The organism is Pectobacterium odoriferum, assembly GCF_009931295.1.
Lineage (GTDB): Bacteria > Pseudomonadota > Gammaproteobacteria > Enterobacterales > Enterobacteriaceae > Pectobacterium > Pectobacterium odoriferum.
Genome location: NZ_CP034938.1, coordinates 3475673 through 3491620, shown reverse-complemented (window position 1 = coordinate 3491620; position 15948 = coordinate 3475673). Strand labels below are relative to the sequence as shown.

The 15948-nt window shown below is 56.0% G+C and carries 11 protein-coding genes; 1 reads left to right on the top strand and 10 read right to left on the bottom strand.

Annotated features, from left to right (window positions below):
• Window positions 1-138 precede the first annotated feature (138 nt).
• The 6 genes from EO763_RS15680 to mdtD all read right to left on the bottom strand — a co-directional run bounded on the left by EO763_RS15680 (window position 139) and on the right by mdtD (window position 6080).
• The gene (locus EO763_RS15680; RefSeq protein ID WP_161529521.1) at window positions 139-1098 is read right to left on the bottom strand and encodes a glutathione S-transferase family protein; all 960 of its coding nucleotides are present in this window, start codon (window positions 1096-1098) and stop codon (window positions 139-141) included.
• Window positions 1099-1269: 171 nt separating this feature from the next.
• Window positions 1270-1821, bottom strand: a complete 552-nt coding sequence (locus tag EO763_RS15675) for a GNAT family N-acetyltransferase (RefSeq protein WP_161529520.1) — start codon at window positions 1819-1821, stop codon at window positions 1270-1272.
• Between the two features lie 54 nt (window positions 1822-1875).
• Window positions 1876-2520: a Vat family streptogramin A O-acetyltransferase gene (locus EO763_RS15670; RefSeq protein WP_425281349.1), complete on the bottom strand. Its 645-nt coding sequence runs from the start codon at window positions 2518-2520 to the stop codon at window positions 1876-1878.
• Window positions 2521-2550: 30 nt separating this feature from the next.
• Window positions 2551-3279, bottom strand: a complete 729-nt coding sequence (gene baeR, locus EO763_RS15665) for an envelope stress response regulator BaeR (protein WP_161529518.1) — start codon at window positions 3277-3279, stop codon at window positions 2551-2553.
• Between the two features lie 25 nt (window positions 3280-3304).
• Window positions 3305-4672, bottom strand: coding sequence for an envelope stress sensor histidine kinase BaeS (gene baeS / locus EO763_RS15660; protein ID WP_161529517.1), 1368 nt, complete (start codon window positions 4670-4672; stop codon window positions 3305-3307).
• 7 nt (window positions 4673-4679) lie between these two features.
• On the bottom strand, window positions 4680-6080 hold the full coding sequence (mdtD, locus tag EO763_RS15655) for an MFS transporter (protein WP_161529516.1): 1401 nt from the start codon (window positions 6078-6080) through the stop codon (window positions 4680-4682).
• A gap of 195 nt (window positions 6081-6275) precedes the next feature.
• Here mdtD and EO763_RS23310 point away from each other — a divergent pair, with 195 nt between their 5' ends.
• The gene (locus EO763_RS23310) at window positions 6276-6635 is read left to right on the top strand and encodes a hypothetical protein (protein ID WP_167521826.1); all 360 of its coding nucleotides are present in this window, start codon (window positions 6276-6278) and stop codon (window positions 6633-6635) included.
• A gap of 263 nt (window positions 6636-6898) precedes the next feature.
• On the opposite strand, the gene mdtC is transcribed toward EO763_RS23310, so the two are convergent.
• The 4 genes from mdtC to EO763_RS15635 all read right to left on the bottom strand — a co-directional run bounded on the left by mdtC (window position 6899) and on the right by EO763_RS15635 (window position 15770).
• Window positions 6899-9979: a multidrug efflux RND transporter permease subunit MdtC gene (gene mdtC, locus EO763_RS15650; RefSeq protein ID WP_161529515.1), complete on the bottom strand. Its 3081-nt coding sequence runs from the start codon at window positions 9977-9979 to the stop codon at window positions 6899-6901.
• Window positions 9976-13098, bottom strand: coding sequence for an MdtB/MuxB family multidrug efflux RND transporter permease subunit (locus EO763_RS15645; protein ID WP_161529514.1), 3123 nt, complete (start codon window positions 13096-13098; stop codon window positions 9976-9978). Before EO763_RS15645 ends, mdtC begins: the two co-directional genes overlap by 4 nt.
• The gene (locus EO763_RS15640) at window positions 13098-14333 is read right to left on the bottom strand and encodes an MdtA/MuxA family multidrug efflux RND transporter periplasmic adaptor subunit (protein WP_161529513.1); all 1236 of its coding nucleotides are present in this window, start codon (window positions 14331-14333) and stop codon (window positions 13098-13100) included. The genes EO763_RS15645 and EO763_RS15640 overlap by 1 nt, the downstream gene beginning before the upstream one ends.
• A 246-nt stretch (window positions 14334-14579) precedes the next feature.
• Window positions 14580-15770, bottom strand: coding sequence for a NupC/NupG family nucleoside CNT transporter (locus EO763_RS15635; RefSeq protein WP_029368774.1), 1191 nt, complete (start codon window positions 15768-15770; stop codon window positions 14580-14582).
• Window positions 15771-15948 lie beyond the last annotated feature (178 nt).

The window sequence follows — 15948 nt, the reverse complement described above, 5'->3', positions numbered from 1 at the left end:
AATAGGGGGAAATTGCAGTAGACGACACGAAATGTGGGGCCTTTGTTTGACGTAAATCAATCGTTTGACGTAAATCAATTTTTTTGACCTAAATAAAGCATGGCCTGCCATTAATGGAACAGGCCAGATAAGGCCGTATTAACGCGTGGCGATACGGGATTTCCCGAACGTTTCGCGGTTGTGGAGCTGATATAAATCGACCTGTGGGCCAACCGGCACAATCTGCGTCGGGTTCAGCCAGGCAATACCGTAATAGCCTGCTTTGATGTGCTCGATATTGACCGTCTCTGCGACGCCCGGCCATTGGTACAGTTCACGCAGGTAGTTCGACAGGTTCGGGTAGTCGGCAATGCGCTTCAAATTACATTTGAACGCGCCGTGGTAGGCCACATCAAAACGCACCAGCGTCACAAACAGACGCCAGTCGGCCTCGGTCAGCGTGTCGCCGATGATATAACGATGGCGCCCCAGATGATCGTCCAGTTCGTCCAGCGTGGCGAAGAGCGTGGTGACGGCATCGTTATAGTGTTCCTGCGTTTTGGCGAACCCGGTCTTATACACGCCGTTGTTGACGTTGTGGTACACGGTTTCGTTCCAGCGGTCGATCTCGCTGCGCAGCTCTGACGGGTAGAAATCAAGGTGGTTGCCGGTCAGGTCGTTAAATTCGCTGTTCAGCATGCGGATGATATCCGCCGATTCGTTGTTCACGATGCGGCCTTCTACTCGATCCCACAGCACAGGAACTGATACCTTTCCGGTGTAGTCGGGCACGCTGGCGGTGTACAGCTGGTGCAGGTAGTTTATTTCACCCACATGCTCGCCGGCATCCTGTGGCGTGGCAAATTCCCAGCCGTTATCGGCGATTCGCGGGTTGGCAACGGAGAGGGAAATGATGTTCTCCAGCCCTTTCAGCTTGCGGAAAATCAGCGTGCGCGATGCCCACGGGCAGAGGTAGGAGACAAAAAGCTGGTAACGCCCGGCCTCTGGCACCAGCTCGGTTTGCCGAAATTTGGTTTCTTCGCGGTGGAACGCCCCGTTTTTGATCTCTTCCGCTGCGACATCGCCGTTAACCCATTTGCCATTCACTAAGCCTGACATACACTTTTCCCCTTATCCGTACTGTTGCAGGTGACCCCTGTCCCGCACGGTGTGCGGGGTGATACCCGTTATTATTGTAGGCTTAAAAGAGTAACAGCCTTGGGAAAAGAGAAAATGACAAAATTTTCATTAAGTCAGACAGTATTTTTGACCAGCATGGGAAGGGGCTGGCTAACGCTTAGCCGCCAGCAGGCCGTATAACGCAGAGTCGGACACCTCGCCGTCCACGATCCACCGCTGCTTTAACAGCCCTTCCTGCGTGAACCCCAGTCGTTCCAGCGAGCGGGCTGAGGCCACATTGCGGGGATCGATTTCGGCTTCCAGTCGGCTGAGTCCCGCCGTTTCAAAGGCAAAATCCCGCAGCGCAGAGAGCGCTTCCGCCATATAGCCTTTGCCTTGCGCACTTGCCGCCAGACAGTAGCCGATTTCGGCGCGTTTAGACTCAATCTCAAGGTTGAACAGCACGCAGGTGCCGATCAGCTCGCCGCTCTCTTTGACTTCCAGACCCAGCTTCATGTGCTGCTCGGCGCACAGCGCGCTCCAGTGTTCGTCAATTGCGTCATGTGCCTGTTCGATGTGCTGCCAAGGCGGATGATTCCAGAAGCGCATCACAACCGGGTCGGACATAAAGGCGAATAGCGCAGGTGCATCATCACGATAGAGCGGACGCAGCAGCAGGCGAGGTGTCTCGATTTTGGTGGTTTCGGAAAATAGCGCAGTCATTAGCGTGGGAGCCTCTTCTTCGTGTGGAATGGATTCATGTGGAACGGAAAACGGTTACTCTGGCAGATAGCCAGCTTGCAGTGCCGCCATATCGCCAGCCGCGAGGGCTTCCAGATGACGCGTGATTTTTTCTATCGGCCAGTCCCACCAGCACAGCGTTTCCAGTGCATCGATGACGTCCGGCGCAAAACGGGATTTAAGGATTTTGGCCGGATTGCCGCCAACGACCGTATAAGCGGGCACATCGGCGGTGACCACGGCGCGTGACGCAATGATGGCACCATTTCCAATGCGGATGCCGGGCATGATCAGCGCGTCATAGCCAATCCAGACATCATTGCCGATGAGGGTGTCGCCTTTGTAAGGCAACTCTCCGGGGTGGGGCATCACTTTCTCCCAGCCGTTGCCAAAAATCTGAAACGGGTAGGTAGACAAGCCGGAAAGCCGATGATTGGCCCCGTTCATGATAAATTTTGCGCCACGCGCGATAGCGCAAAACTTACCGATGATTAATTTATCGCCGAGAAACGGATAGTGGTAGAGCACATTTTGCTCGAAATTTTCCGCGCCATCGGGATCGTCATAATAGGTGTAGTCGCCAATTTCGATATTCGGGTTGGTGACAACATTCTTGATGAAACACACTTGGGGGAAACCGGCCATGGGGTAGCGGTTATCAGGGTCTGGTCCGTTCAACATGGTCTCCATAACATCATAAGGCGGTGGGCGTTATACCTCATTACAGGGCGCGGCTTCCCAGCGATAGCCGATGCCGTATACCGTGCGGATAAATGAGGTCTCTTCGTCCAACTGTTCCAGCTTGCGACGCAGGTTTTTGATGTGGCTATCGATGGTGCGGTCGGTCACGACGCGATAATCGTCGTAGAGCTTATCCAGCAGCGCCTCGCGAGAAAACACCTTGCCCGGCTCGGTGGAGAGCGTCTTGAGCAGGCGAAACTCCGCTGGCGTGAGATCGAGATTCTGCCCCAGATAGCTGGCCTGAAAGCCGCTTTTATCAATCAACAGGGCCGTTTCGGTTTTCTCTGCGGCTTTCAGCCCGTCATTTTGCCAGCCGCAGCGGCGCAGCAGCGTTCTGACGCGCACGACCACTTCGCGCGGACTGAAGGGTTTGCAAATATAGTCGTCGGCACCAATTTCCAGCCCCAGCAGGCGATCGATCTCTTCGCTGCGGGCGGTGACCATAATAATCGGCACGTTGGAAAACTGGCGGATGGTGCGACAGAGCGTCAGGCCGTCGCAGCCCGGCAGCATTAAATCCAGCAAAATGAGTGAAGGAGAACGCTGCCGCACCCACTCGACGACATCGTTGCCGTTGGGCAGCCAGTGCGTGGCATAGTCCGCTGCCTGAAGGTAATCCACCAGCAGTTGCCCCAATTTGGGCTCATCTTCGACGATCAGAATCGGTGATGCCATAGCGAAATCGGGTGCGGTTGTCATAGCTCTGCTTATTTAGGTGTGGATCTTAATCAGGTTCGTGCAAGGGAAGCTTGATGGTAATCATCACTCCCCCTAATGGCGAATGTTCAGCATACAGCCGTCCGCTATGCGCCTCAACGATATTATTGCAGATCGCCAGCCCCAGCCCGGAGCCGCCGCTGGCGCGGTTACGCGAACTTTCTGCACGGTAAAAGCGCTCGAAAATCAGCGTGAGCTGCTCGTCGGTCACGCCGGGGGCGCTGTCCTGCCAGATAATCGCCCAGCGTTTATGCTGCTGAACCACCGTAATGGTCAACTGACCCTGCTCATCCGTGTAGCGCAGGCTGTTTTCCAGCAGGTTATTAAATAGCTGGCTGAGCCGGTCCGGGTCACCAAAGACGCCAGCCTGAGTTGGTAACGCGGTGGTGAGCGTAATCTGCTTTTTCTGGAAACGCTCATGAAACGCGGCGATAGCAATATGCAGAATTTGCACCACGTCCACCGCCGTTTTGCGGTAGGCCAGCGCCCCGCGATCGGACAGCGTAAGCTGATGCAGATCGTCCACCAGTTTGGTCAGCGTCGCGACTTCAGACTGGAGCGAATGCAGAGAATTCGAGTCGGGTTTACGTACGCCATCCTGCAAGGCTTCCAGCTCGCCACGCAGCACCGCCAGCGGCGTTCTCAACTCGTGAGAGACATCGGCCATAAACGCGCGACGGGACTGCTCGTTTTTTTCCAGCGTGATGGCAAGCTGGTTGAAATCCTGTGCCAGCCTGCCCAGTTCGTCGTGCGAGCTTGCCGTTACCCGCGTACTGAAATCCCCCGATGCCAAACTGTGCACGCCGTTGACCAGTCGCTTGACGGGGGCGAGCAGGCCACGTGCGGTGAGCCAGGTAGCGATAATCGCGAGCAGCGTCGAGAGTGCGACAATCAGCCAACTGGTGCGCTGTTGCTGTTGATCGAAACTGATATCGGCGTTGCGGGTCAGGCGTTCAACAGGCGAGGCGACAATCCAGCCGACCGTCTGGTTTTGCACCTGAATCGGTTGCCAGGTGCCTTCGTTCGGTATCGGTGCTGGAGATCCAAATAGCTTGCGTTTGCCGGTATCGAGCACCCACAGACGTACGCGTAGCCCTTGCATACTGTTGTCGGTGTCGTTGTTTTGATCCAGCGAGTGCAGCATCTTGAACACCAGACGCTCATTGTTACGCAGGAATGACCAGTTGCCGTGCTGCTGATATTGCTCCGCCAGTGCATCGCGCAGTTGCGTGACCCGCTGTTCGTTGCCGCGCTTAATGTAGTCGATAAAGCCGCGCTCGAAGCTGGCGCGCACGCCCCAGTGCATGGTAATCAGCACCAGCATACAGGTGGCGAAAATCGCGAGGAACAGCTTGGCGGTGATTCCGAATTTCATGACGACCTCACGATTTACGCGGCAGCGTTGACTGCTTGACGCTGTCCATTGGCACGCGATTAAAAATCAACACGGGCAGGGCGATGATAACGATCATGCTGAGATAGGTGTAAATAAACACCAAATGTGTTTCCGCGCCTCCCGCCGCCATATGCGGCTGAGAAAACATCCCCAGCAGAATGCCCGCGATACTCACACCGAGGCTGGTGGACAGCTGCATGGTCATCGACAGCAGGCTATTGCCGCCGCTGGCCAGCGTATCCGGCAGATCCTTCAAGGTCAGCGTGTTCATGGTGGAGAAGCGAACGGCGTTTACCGTACCGAGGAAGAACAGCACAATCGGGATCATCCAGATCCATTTCATTAGCGCAACCAGAGCGAACAGCGCCGTGACCAGAGCCAGCAGCAGCGTGGAGACAATCAGCACGCGGCGGTAGCCGAGTCGGTTGACGACCTGCACCACGATCCGCTTCATTCCCATGCTGCCTAGCACCATTGGCACCATCATGAGTCCGGCATGGAAGGGAGAAAATCCCATCCCCAGCTGTAAAAACAGCGGCGTCATAAACGGCAACATGCCGCTGCCGATGCGGGCCAATAGCCCGCCTGTCAGGCCGATAGAAAAGGTGGATGTGTCGAACAGATGCAAGTTAAATAGCGCCCGTTTGTTGTGACGGGCGTGCAGCCAATAGCTCAATAGCGCGATCAGCCCGACGGCGATCAGGGCGAAAATGGCAATTGGCGGAATGCCCAGACTGCGGTTGCCGTCCAGCGCCAATGTCAGCGTGGCCATCCCAACGGCGAGCCAGAGGAAGCCGCTGATATCGAAGCGTTGGGTGCGCATGGTGTAATTGGGCATCAGGAACCAGGTTGCCAGCGCGCCGATAATGCCGACCGGCAGATTGATGAGGAAAATCCAGTGCCAACTGGCGTATTCCACCAGAAAGCCGCCGAGCGCGGGCCCCATTAATGGGCCAACCTGGCCGGGCAGCGTCACGAATGTCATCGCCGCCATATACTGATCGCGTGGGACGATCTTCATCACTGTCAGGCGGCCTACCGGCACCATCATCGCGCCGCCGACGCCCTGAATGACGCGTGAAATCAGCAGTTCGTTCAGCGTTTCCGAACGGGCGCACAGCAGCGATCCGAGCGTAAACAGCAGAATCGCGGCGAAAAAGATGTTCTTCACGCCGATACGGTCCGCTAGCCAGCCGCTGGCGGGCAGCATCACCGCGACGGTCAGCACATAGGAAACAATCACCGAATGCATATGCAGCGGGCTTTCATTCAGACTCGCGGCCATCGAAGGCAGCGCGGTATTCACGATGGTGGTATCCAACGTCTGCATAAAAAAGCCAAAGGCAACAATCCAGAGCTGCCAGCGGACAGAGGCGGAATTCATCATGTTTCAGATTCCCCCTGATTAAGTGATAAATGGATAGTTGGTGAATACATATGCCGACACCCGATTGTGTAACTTGTTATTTTAGCGAGGTTTCGTGCGCTTAACATTTGTTTTTCTCTGCATGCTTTCTGTATGCGCACGACACAGGGGCGCTCAGTCGCCGCCGCCCTGTGAACCCAGGCTGTTTGGCGGGAAATGATGCCGCTTCGCGGTTCCTTCGTCGTCAATGCTCTCCTGTTCGGACCGCCGCTGACGCGTTTCCGACGCGGCAGCGGCTTTCGCAGCGTCCTGCCGCTCATCCGAGAGGTCATCTCCTCCTCAGCATCATTTACGCCAAGGCGGGAGTTCGTTGCGATCTATATATTTCTTTTCTGTCACTTCGTGTGCTTAACATTTTTTTCTGGCGTAAAAAATTGTACTGAGACGGAAGCTGGCTCACGGGTGAGTGGCATGGACGCCACGAAAGACAGTGCCGCGCCGGACAAAAACGTCTCGACGTTTTTGAACAGCACTTGTGCTGGCCCGAAGGGCGAGCCCCATTTATGGGGCGAGTAAACGCGTCACTGGCGGCCCGTAAAGAGACGGCTTTCGGCGAAGGCACCGCGTAGCGGTACAATTTAGCGCCAAAAGCCAGGGTTCCAAGGGCGACGGCAATTGAGCCGCCCTTGGTCGGGCGCGTTCGGGGCGCTATTAGAAAAACAGTGAACGTTAAGCGCACGAAACCTCTCTAGAAATAACATGTTATTAGGTCTTACCGTTACTCATGTCCAGTCATGATAGTGACAAATCCTGCCGCTCATCCGAGAGTTTTTTTCGCACTAGGAATTCGCTTCCAGTTCTCGTGGGGCTTTGCGCCGAATATTCCTCAGTTTGTCGAAAAACAGATACACCACTGGGGTGGTGTACAGCGTGAGGATTTGACTCATCACCAGCCCGCCGACAATCGTGATGCCGAGCGGTTGGCGCAGCTCCGCGCCGTCGCCGCTGGTCAGCACCAGCGGCAGTGCGCCAAACAGCGCGGCTAACGTGGTCATCATAATCGGACGGAAACGCAGCAGGCAGGCCTGAAAAATGGCGTCCTGTGCGCTTAACCCGTCGCTGCGCTGTGCCACCAGCGCAAAATCCACCATCATGATCGCGTTCTTCTTCACGATCCCAATCAGCAGCATAATGCCAATTAGCGCCACCAGACTAAACGGTGCGCCGAACCACTCCAGTGCCAGCAGCGCGCCCACGCCTGCCGAGGGCAGGGTAGACAGAATCGTCAGCGGGTGCACATAGCTCTCATACAGCACGCCCAGCACGATATACACGGTGATAATCGCTGCCAGAATCAGCAACAGTTGGGAAGACTGCGACTGCTGGAACGCCTGTGCCGTACCGGAGAACTGACCGCGTACCGCTGACGGCACGCCCAGCGACGTCATGGTTCTTTCTATCGCTGCCGTCGCGCTGGAAAGATCGGTGCCTTCCGGCAGGTTAAAAGAGATCGTCGAGGCGGCAGACAGCCCCTGATGGTTCACCGACAGCGGCGCGTTGATCGGCTTCCAACTGGCGAAATAAGAGAGCGGGATAGGCTTACCTTCGTTATTGATCACGAACATCTTGTTCAGTGAACTGACATCCTGCGTGTAGGCGTCGTCCACTTCCATCACCACCTTGTATTGGTTTAACGGCTGGTAAATGGTCGAAATCTGGCGCTGTCCGAAGGCGTTATTGAGCAGTGCGTTAGCGGCAGAAACGCTGATGCCGAGCTGCGCTATCGCATCGCGATCGTAGGTGAGCGCCATTTCTGCGCCTTTATCCTGCTGATCGGAGTTCACGTCGGCCAGCTCAGGCAGTTTGCTGAAAGCAGCACGAATCTTGGGTTCCCATGTGCGCAGTTCACTTAGATCATCAGACAGCAGCGTGTACTGGTATCCCGCGCTCGATTCCCGCCCGCCGATACGAATATCCTGCACCGGCATTAAAAACAGGTTAGCGCCGGGTTCTTTTGCCAGCTTGACGCGTAGGCGGCTGATTACCTGCTGCGCCGATACATCACGTTCGGACAGCGGCTTAAGTGAGATAAACATCGACCCGCTGTTGGTGCGCGATCCGCCGGTAAACCCGTTCACGTTATCCACCGCAGGATCGCTGCTGACAATGGTCATGAAGTTCTGGAGTTTCACCGTCATGGCCTGAAAAGAAATACTCTGATCGGCCTGAATGAAGCCCATCAGCCTGCCCGTATCTTGTTCCGGGAAGAAGGTCTTCGGGATGCTGATATACAGCCAGACGTTGAGCGCGATGGTGCCCAGTAGGAGCAGCAAAACCCAACGTGCATGGTTGAGCACCCATTTCAGCGAGCGCCCATAGCCTTGCTGCATGGCGAGCAGTACACGGTTAAAACCACGGGTGCGCGGCTGGCTACGTTTGGGAACGGCACGTAGCAGGCGGGCGCACAGCATCGGCGTCAGCGTCAGCGAGATCAGCAGCGAAATCATGATCGCAACCGACAGCGTGACGGCGAATTCGCGGAATAACCGCCCCGGCAAGCCATCCATCAGCAGCAGCGGAATGAACACCGCAACCAGCGACAGACTCATCGATAAGACGGTAAACCCCACTTCGCGCACGCCCTGAAGCGAGGCCTGTAGCGGCTTCATGCCGGCTTCGATGTGGCGGGAAATATTCTCCAGCACCACGATGGCGTCATCCACCACGAAACCGGTGGCAATGGTAAGCGCCATCAGCGACAGGTTGTTCAGACTAAAACCGCACAGATACATGGCCGCGAAAGTGCCGATAAGCGACACCGGGACGGCCAGCGCTGGAATGGCGGTTGCACGGGCTGAACGCAGGAACAGGAAGACGACCAGAATAACCAGCGCGACGGCGATAATCAGCGATTGCTCGACCTCCGCCAGCGAGGCGCGAATGGTGGGTGAACGATCCTGTGCGACGTCCAGCTGTATTTCGGCAGGCAGGCTGGCACGTAGCTCTGGCATCGCGGCGCGGATATTGTCTACCGTGGTGATAATGTTGGCATCCGGCGCGCGGCGAATCATCACCAGAATCGCAGGCTTCGAGTTCGCCATCCCCGCGTTACGGGAGTTCTGCACCGAATCTTCTACCGTGGCGACGTCGCTCAGGCGGACGGCGGCCCCGTTGTTGTAATGGATAATCAGCGGCGCGTAGGCATCGGCGGTTTTGAGTTCATCGTTGGTTTGTATCTGCCAGCTTTTCTGGCTGTTTTCCACGTTCCCCAGCGGCTGGCGCACGTTCGCCTGCGCGATAGCCTGCCGTACCTCATCGAGGGAAATACCCTGATTAAACAGCGCCACTGGATTCAGCGCGACGCGCACGGCAGGCAGCGAACTCCCGCCAATGGAGACATCGCCAACGCCTTCCATCTGCGAAATTTTTTGCGACAGCTGGGTAGAGGCAAAGTCGTACAGCTGTCCCTGACTGTAGGTGTCCGAGGTCAGCGTCAGAATCATGACGGGGGCGTCGGACGGATTGACTTTGCGATAGGTCGGGCGGCTGGACATGCCGGATGGCAACAGATTCTGTGCCGCGTTAATGGCCGCCTGTACATCACGCGCCGCACCGTTGATATCCCTGTCGAGATTAAATACCAGAATGACGCGCGTACTGCCGAGCGAGCTGGTGGAGGTCATTTCGCTGACGCCCGCGATCCTGCCGAGTGCCCGCTCCAGCGGCGTGGCGACGGCAGAAGCCATGGTTTCCGGCGAGGCACCGGGCAGCGAGGCGCTGACCGAGATCACCGGAAAATCCACCTGCGGCAGCGGCGACACCGGCAGCAGGCGGAAACCCAATACGCCACAGAGCGCGATGGCCAGCGTCAGCAGCAGGGTGGCGACGGGGCGGTGGATGAACAGGGCGAAGAACTTCACTCGGTTTCTTCCTCCTGACGTGGCGCACGGCGGAATCGCGTCGCCAGACGATCAAACAGCAGGTAGATCACCGGTGTGGTAAACAGCGTCAGGACTTGGCTCATGATCAGGCCGCCGACCATACAGATCCCCAGCGGCTGGCGCAGTTCTGCGCCGACGCCGGTACTCAGCATCAGCGGCAGCGCACTCAGCAGCGCCGCCATAGTGGTCATCAAAATCGGCCGGAAACGCAGCAGACAGGCCTGATAAATCGCGTCATACGGTTTCATGCCCTGTTCTCGCTCCGCCGCCAGCGCGAAGTCGATCATCATGATGGCGTTTTTCTTCACGATTCCGATGAGCAAAATGATCCCGATAATGGCGATCACATCCAGCTCGTTCCCCGCCATCATGAGCGCCAGCAGTGCGCCGACGCCCGCCGTTGGCAGCGTAGACAAGATGGTGATCGGGTGAATAAAGCTCTCGTATAGCACGCCAAGCACAATGTACATCGCGACAATCGCCGCTACGATGAGCCACACGGTGCTGCTCAGCGCTGACTGGAACGCCAGCGTACTGCCCTGAAAACGAGTGGTGATATCCGCAGGTAGGTTCATCTGCTGCTCGGCCTGCGTGATGGCATCAACCGCTTCGCCCAGCGCATAGCCTTTAGCGACGTTGAAGGAGATTGTCGTCGACGGGAACTGATCGATATGGTTGATCGCCAACGGCCCCTGACGCTCTTCAATGGTGGCAATGCTGCTGAGCGGAATGGTTCCGCCGTCGCTGCTGATGAGGCGTACATCGTTCAGCGCGTCCAGACCGGTGTTGTTGGTCGTATCGTGCTCCAGCACCACGCGGTACTGGCTGGCCTGCGTATAGATGGTGGAAACCAGTCGCTGACCAAAGGCGTTGTACAGCGCGCTATCGACCTGTGACATCGTGATGCCCAGACGGCTGGCGCTGTCGCGGTTGACGTTGACGTAGGCGACCGCTGCGCCGTCTTGCCAGTCGCTACTGACATCCTCTAGCTGCGGCAGCTTTTTCAGCTCGGTCATCAGCTTTGGCACCCACTCGCTCAGTTCGTCCAGCGACATCGCCTGTAACGTAAACTGGTACTGCGTGCGGCTAATCTGGGTGTCGATGGTGAGATCCTGCACCGGTTGCAGATACAGCTGAATACCGGGGATCTGGGCGGTTTGCTGTTGCAAGCGACTGATGATCTCTGGAATACGTTCGCTGCGTTCACTGAGCGGTTTCAGGTTGATTTGCAGTCGGCCGCTATTTAGCGCGGCATTCGTGCCGTCAACGCCGATGAACGAGGACACGCTCTCCACCGTCGGATCTTTCATGATGATGGATGCGACGCGCTGCTGGCGGTCGGCCATATTGCTGAACGAGACCGTCTGCGGTGCCTGCACGGTGCCCTGAATGATGCTGTTATCCTGTATCGGGAAGAAGCCTTTCGGGATCCAGATATAGAGCAAAACTGTCAGCAGCAGCGTACCGAGCGCGACGCTGAGCGTCAGCCACGGATGATTCAGCACCTTGCGCAGCCAGACGCCGTAGGCATCAATCAGGCGAGTGAAGAAACGTTCGCTGGCGCGGGTAAAACGGTTCTGTTTACGCAGCGACTGGTGGCTCAGCATTCGTGCGCACATCATGGGTGTTAGCGTGAGCGACACGACGGCGGAAATCAGAATAGATACCGCCAGCGTGACGGCAAATTCGCGGAATAGACGCCCGACGATATCGCCCATAAACAGCAGCGGGATCAGCACCGCGATGAGCGAGAAGGTCAGAGAGATAATGGTGAAGCCGATTTCCCCCGCGCCTTTCAGCGCCGCGTTAAGCGGTTTTTCCCCTTTTTCGATATAGCGGGCGATGTTTTCAATCACCACGATGGCATCATCCACCACGAAACCGGTGGCGATGGTCAGCGCCATGAGCGTCAGGTTATTGATGGAGAAACCGAGAAAATACATCGCGGCAAAGGTGCCAATCAGCGACAGCGGCACGGCAATGCTGGGGATCAGCGTGGCGACGGCGTTACGCAAGAACAGGTAAATCACCATCACGACCAGCGCGATCGCCAGCAGCAACTCAAACTGGACGTCTTTCACCGAGGCGCGAATGCTGGTGGTGCGGTCAGTCAGCGTGGTGACTTCGACAGAGTTCGGCAGGCTGGCTTTTAACGCGGGCAGCATCTTGCTAATGCTGTCCGTGGTCGTGATGACGTTGGCACCCGGCTGACGCTGAACGTTGATAATGATCGCCTGCTGCCGATTCGCCCAGGCACCGAGATGAATATTCTCGGCGGCCTGTTCGATAGTCGCGACATCCTGAAGCCGCACCGGTGCGCCATTCTTCCACGCGACAATCAGCTTGCGGTAATCATCAACGGATTTCATCTGATCGTTGGCGGAGAGCGTGACCGAGCGCGTCGGACCATCCAGACTCCCCTTGGCGGAATTCACGTTGGCGGCGGTAATAGCGGTGCGGATCGTTTCGCTGGTCAAACCGTACGCCGCCAGCGCAGGGGCGTTCAGCCTGACCCGTACTGCCGGACGTTGGCCACCGGCTAATGACACCAGACCGACGCCCGCCACCTGTGAAATTTTCTGCGCGATGCGGTTGTCCACCATGTCCTGCACCTGCGTCATCGACATGGTGCTGGAGGTGACGGCCAGCGTCATAATTGGCGGATCCGCCGGATTCACCTTGCTGTAGGTTGGCGGGTAGGGCAGATCGTTAGGCAGCAGGTTGCTGGCCGCATTGATAGCGGCCTGTACATCCTGTTCGGCGACGTCCAGCGATAGCTCAAGCTGGAACTGGAGTGTGATAACGGATGCGCCGCCTGCGCTCTGCGTCGACATCTGTTTTAGCCCAGACATCTGGCCGAACTGCCGTTCCAGCGGCGCGGTAATCGCCGAGGTCACCACGTCGGGGCTGGCACCGGGATACAGGGTAATGACCTGAATCGTCGGATAATCGACTTCGGGCAGTGCGGACACTGGCAGTGCCCGGTAGCCGATAATACCGGCGAGCAGAATGGCGATCATCAGCAGCGTCGTGGCGACCGGACGCAGGATAAACAGGCGCGACGGGCCACCGCCGCTGGCTGGAACGGTATCCTGCATCAGGATTTCTCCCCAGCGATGGCGGGCGTTTTCTCCGTCAACGCCGAGGGCACGACTTCCACTTTCGCGCCTTCGGTCAGGCGGTCGATACCGTCAGTCACAACCTGAACATTGGCGTCCAGCCCGGCGGTCACCACAACCAACTGGCCGTACTGAATGCTGGTGGTAACCTGACGCTTACTCACTTCATTTTTATCATTCAGAATCCAGACAAAGCGGCCTTCATTGCCCATTTGTACGGCGGCGGATGGCGCGACGACGGCATTTTTCAGCGTGTCGACCTTCATGCGGATATTCACGAACTGGTTCGGGAACAGGGCATCGTCCAGATTGTCAAAACGTGCCTTGAGCTTGATCGTGCCCGTGGTGGTGTCGATCTGGTTGTCCATGCTCAGCAGGATACCCTGCGAGAGTTTCGTTTGATTGGCACGATCCCAGGCTTCTACCACGGGCGGCTGACCTGATTTCTGCGCACTCAGAATCGTGGAGATTTCCGCTTCCGGTACGGTAAAGACCACATTGATAGGGTAGGTCTGCGTAATCACGACAATCCCATTAGTGTCGCCGCTGGTGATGTAATTCCCGACATCGACCTGCTTTAAGCCGATCCGACCGCTGATTGGCGCGGTGATTTTGCTGTAATCCAACTGGAGCTGGGCGCTGGCGACGGCACCTTCATCGGCTTTTAGCGTGCCTTCTGCCTGACGAACGGCGGCGGTCTGCGCATCCAGCTCCTGACGGGAGATCAAATTGGTTTTCACCAGTTGCTGATAGCGTGCTAAATCCTGTTGGGCATTAGCCAGCACGGCCCGATCTTTTGCCAACTGTCCCTGAGCCTGCGTCAGCTCAACCTGAAAAGGACGCGGGTCGATTTCTGCCAGCAGCTCGCCAGCCTTAACCTGTTGCCCTTCCTGAAAGTGTAACGCCATCAATTGCCCGTTCACCCGGCTACGCAGCGTCACGGTGTTGGCCGCCGTCACGGTGCCTAAACCGGACAGATAATAGGGCACAGAAGCGGATTGCGTCATCGCCGCCTGCACAGGGGCCAACGTGCGCATAGCGGCGCGGCGTCCACCGCCACTGGTATTATTTCCCGAATGTGACGTACGGGCGGCGTGCAGTTCACTCGTGCCAGAGGCGGCAGGCGGTGTCTGGGTAAAATGGCGCCAGATCAGGACGGCAATAGCGATAACGGCGGCAAGTACCAGCAGGCCTCGGATACGTTTGGCATTCATAGTGATGGATTACTCTCTCCAGGTTGCGCGGGAAGCACGGCGTAGCCGCATACTTCACGTTGCATGTGCGTTGGCTGTCATACCCAGCACGTTATTAGACCAATGGCCTTATTTTACTAGTTTAAACAAGGGATGCCGGACAAAAATGAAGGAATTATGGAAGATATGTCAGGGTTTGTAGGAAAAAGAATCCGGCAGCACAAGGCTGCCGGATAGAGATAAAAAATTTTATAACGTAGTGAAGGATTACAGCACCAGACCAGCGATAGCGGCGGAAAGGATGCTCACCAGCGTAGAACCGTAAACCAGTTTCAGGCCAAAACGGGAAACCACGTTGCCCTGTTGTTCGTTCAGGCCTTTAATCGCACCGGCAATAATACCGATGGATGAGAAGTTGGCGAAGGACACCAAGAACACAGACAGGATGCCCACGCTGCGCGGAGACAGTTCGCCTGCTACTTTTTGCAGTTCCAGCATTGCCACAAATTCGTTAGAAACCAGTTTGGTTGCCATGATGCTACCAACCTGAAGGGCTTCGTGAGACGGGATACCCATGATCCAGGCGAACGGATAGAACACGTAGCCGAGGACTTCCTGGAAGCTGATGCCAAAAATGGCGCTGAAAATCGCGTTGACCGCAGCAATCAGTGCAATGAAGCCGATCAACATGGCCGCAACGATAACGGCAACTTTGAAGCCTGCCAGAATGTATTCGCCCAGCATTTCAAAGAAGCTCTGATTTTCATGCAGATTACCCAACTGCAATTCCTGCTCTTCACCGACTTTGTAGGGGTTAATCAGCGACAGCACGATGAAGGTACTGAACATGTTCAGAATCAGCGCGGCAACGACGAATTTAGCATCCAGCATAGACATGTACGCACCGACGATAGACATCGAAACGGTCGACATGGCGGTTGCTGACATGGTGTACATGCGTTTTTCGGACATCTTGCCCAGAATGTCTTTGTAGGCAATGAAGTTTTCTGACTGGCCGAGAATCAGTGAGCTGACTGCGTTAAAGGATTCCAGTTTACCCATGCCGTTCACTTTGGACAGAACCGTACCAATCGCGCGGATGATGATGGGCAGCACTTTAATGTGTTGCAGGATACCGATCAGCGCGGAAATGAAGACGATAGGGCAGAGCACTTTAAAGAAGAAGGAAATCAGGTTCTTCTCACTGTTAACCATGTCACCGAATACGAAGTCTGTCCCTTGACCTGCAAATCCGAGTAGTTTGTCGAACAGCGCTGCGACCCCTTTGACTGCGCCTAACCCAATGTCGGAGTACAGGAAGAAATAAGCGAGCAAAATTTCGATGACGAGTAACTGAATAATAAAACGAATACGAATACTTTTACGATCGCGGCAGACAAGCAGCGCCAACGCTGCAACAACAACCAGTGCCAGAATAAATTGCGCGATATGGGACAGGGACATGTGTGCTCCAAATATGAGGCAGGCCTAATTTTCCACGTCATTTTATGTAACGCGTGCATTAAAAATGAGAGGAAGAACGCAAAAAAACAATTATACCTTGGGATTTTATCTAAACTAAATGCTACGTCTCGTTATTCGCACTTTTCTGATCATTCATTATTCTTATTCCACA